Annotated in this window: 1 tRNA gene and 2 rRNA genes (1 of these 3 cut by a window edge); all 3 read left to right on the forward strand. The window is 55.7% G+C overall.

From position 1 onward, the window contains the following. A 23S ribosomal RNA gene (locus tag CK944_RS21200) occupies nt 1-2,632 on the forward strand; it begins 202 nt to the left of the window's first position. Between the two features lie 96 nt (nt 2,633-2,728). Then, nucleotides 2,729-2,843 (forward strand): 5S ribosomal RNA (gene rrf, locus CK944_RS21205). Nucleotides 2,844-2,903: 60 nt separating this feature from the next. After that, nucleotides 2,904-2,980, forward strand: a tRNA-Met gene (locus tag CK944_RS21210). Nucleotide 2,981 lies beyond the last annotated feature (1 nt).

A 2,981-nucleotide genomic window follows, 5' to 3' on the forward strand; every position in this document is an offset into this window, starting at 1 on the left:
CACATAGGGTTCAAGAAGCGAACCCGGGGAACTGAAACATCTAAGTACCCGGAGGAAAGGACATCAACAGAGACTCCGTTAGTAGTGGCGAGCGAACGCGGACCAGCCGAGCCTTGAGGATGACCAGAACAGACTGGAAAGTCTGGCCAGAGCGGGTGACAGCCCCGTATGGGAAGTCTGATGGGACGTATCAAGTAGGGCGGGACACGTGAAATCCTGTCTGAAGACCGGGGGACCACCCCCGAAGGCTAAGTACTCCTTGCTGACCGATAGCGAACCAGTACCGTGAGGGAAAGGTGAAAAGCACCCCGACGAGGGGAGTGAAACAGTTTCTGAAACCGGACGCCTACAAGCAGTCGGAGGGGGCATGACCCCTGACGGCGTACCTTTTGTATAATGGGTCAACGACTTGGTCTGTCTGGCAAGCTTAAGCCGTTAGGTGTAGGCGCAGCGAAAGCGAGTCTTAAATGGGCGCTTGAGTCAGACGGATCAGACCCGAAACCGAGTGATCTAGGCATGAGCAGGATGAAGGTTGGGTAACACCAACTGGAGGTCCGAACCCACACCTGTTGAAAAAGGTCGGGATGACTTGTGCCTAGGGGTGAAAGGCCAATCAAACTCGGAGATAGCTGGTTCTCCGCGAAAGCTATTTAGGTAGCGCCTCGGACGTATCCCTCGGGGGGTAGAGCACTGCATGGATGATGGGGGCCCACAGCCTTACTGAGTCTAAGCAAACTCCGAATACCCGAGAGGACTATCCGGGAGACACACGGCGGGTGCTAACGTCCGTCGTGGAGAGGGAAACAACCCTGACCAACAGCTAAGGCCCCCAATTCGTGGCTAAGTGGGAAAGCATGTGAGACTTCCAAAACAACCAGGAGGTTGGCTTAGAAGCAGCCATCCTTTAAAGATAGCGTAACAGCTCACTGGTCTAATCAAGAGGTCTTGCGGCGAAGATGTAACGGGGCTCAAGCCACGAGCCGAAGCTTTGGATGTGCATTTATGCACGTGGTAGCGGAGCGTTCTGTGATATAGAGCGCTGCCTCTTCTATCCTTCGGGATAGCGGAGGCAATGTTCTGACTGTGAAGCCGGGGCGTGAGCCATCCGGTGGAGTGATCAGAAGTGAGAATGTTGACATGAGTAGCGACAAACAGGGTGAGAGACCCTGTCGCCGAAAGTCCAAGGGTTCCTGCTTAAAGCTAATCTGAGCAGGGTGAGCCGGCCCCTAAGGCGAGGCCGAAAGGCGTAGTCGATGGGAACCAGGTTAATAGTCCTGGGCCAGGAGATGGTGACGGATCGCAGGTGTCGTTCTTCCTTATCGGATTGGAAGGGCGGCTGAGCGGTTCCTGGAAATAGCCCTCCACAAGACCGTACCCTAAACCGACACAGGTGGACTGGTAGAGAATACCAAGGCGCTTGAGAGAACCACATTTAAGGAACTCGGCAAAATACCTCCGTAAGTTCGCGAGAAGGAGGCCCGATTGGTAGGCAACTATCGGTCGGGGGCACAAACCAGGGGGTGGCGACTGTTTACTAAAAACACAGGGCTCTGCGAAGTCGCAAGACGACGTATAGGGTCTGACGCCTGCCCGGTGCCGGAAGGTTAAAAGGAGAGGTGCAAGCCTTGAATTGAAGCCCCGGTAAACGGCGGCCGTAACTATAACGGTCCTAAGGTAGCGAAATTCCTTGTCGGGTAAGTTCCGACCTGCACGAATGGCGTAACGACTTCCCCGCTGTCTCAAATGTGGACTCAGCGAAATTGAATTGTCTGTGAAGATGCAGACTTCCCGCGGTTAGACGGAAAGACCCCATGCACCTTTACTACAACTTCGCACTGGCATCAGGATTGCGATGTGCAGGATAGGCGGTAGGCTTTGAAGCGGGGACGCCAGTTCCCGTGGAGCCACCCTTGAGATACCGCCCTTCGCTGTTCTGATGTCTAACCGCGGCCCGTTATCCGGGTCCGGGACCCTGCGTGGTGGGTAGTTTGACTGGGGCGGTCGCCTCCCAAACAGTAACGGAGGCGCGCGAAGGTTGGCTCAGAGCGGTCGGAAATCGCTCGTTGAGTGCAATGGCAGAAGCCAGCCTGACTGCAAGACTGACAAGTCGAGCAGAGTCGAAAGACGGCCATAGTGATCCGGTGGTCCCGAGTGGAAGGGCCATCGCTCAACGGATAAAAGGTACGCTGGGGATAACAGGCTGATGATGCCCAAGAGTCCATATCGACGGCATCGTTTGGCACCTCGATGTCGGCTCATCTCATCCTGGGGCTGGAGCAGGTCCCAAGGGTACGGCTGTTCGCCGTTTAAAGAGGTACGTGAGCTGGGTTTAGAACGTCGTGAGACAGTTCGGTCCCTATCTGCCGTGGGTGTTGGAGACTTGAGAGGAGTTGCCCCTAGTACGAGAGGACCGGGGTGAACGTTCCACTGGTGGACCTGTTGTCGTGCCAACGGCAGTGCAGGGTAGCTATGAACGGACAGGATAAACGCTGAAGGCATCTAAGCGTGAAGCCCCCCTCAAAACAAGGTCTCCCTTGAGAGCCGTGGAAGACCACCACGTCGATAGGCCGGAGATGTACGTGCAGCAATGCATTCAGTTGACCGGTACTAATGGCTCGATAGGCTTGATTTGATCCGGAAGAAGGCAGACTCGATCCCTTCCTCCAAAAGCATCCTTGGACAACATCTTCCCGCATAAACGGGAAAACGCTGAGCGTGTCTTTCCCGGTCTGGTGGCCCTAGCGCGAGCAAAACACCCGATCCCATCCCGAACTCGGCCGTTAAGTGCCGCTGCGCCGATGGTACTGCGTCAAAAGACGTGGGAGAGTAGGTCACCGCCAGACCTGGAAAGACACGCAACATCTCCCTGAAACGATAAAACACCCGATCCAGGACAACAATGGCGCGGGGTAGAGCAGCCCGGTAGCTCGTCAGGCTCATAACCTGAAGGCCGCAGGTTCAAATCCTGCCCCCGCAACCAA

Source organism: Paracoccus sp. SY (assembly GCF_002901215.1).
GTDB lineage: Bacteria > Pseudomonadota > Alphaproteobacteria > Rhodobacterales > Rhodobacteraceae > Paracoccus > Paracoccus acridae.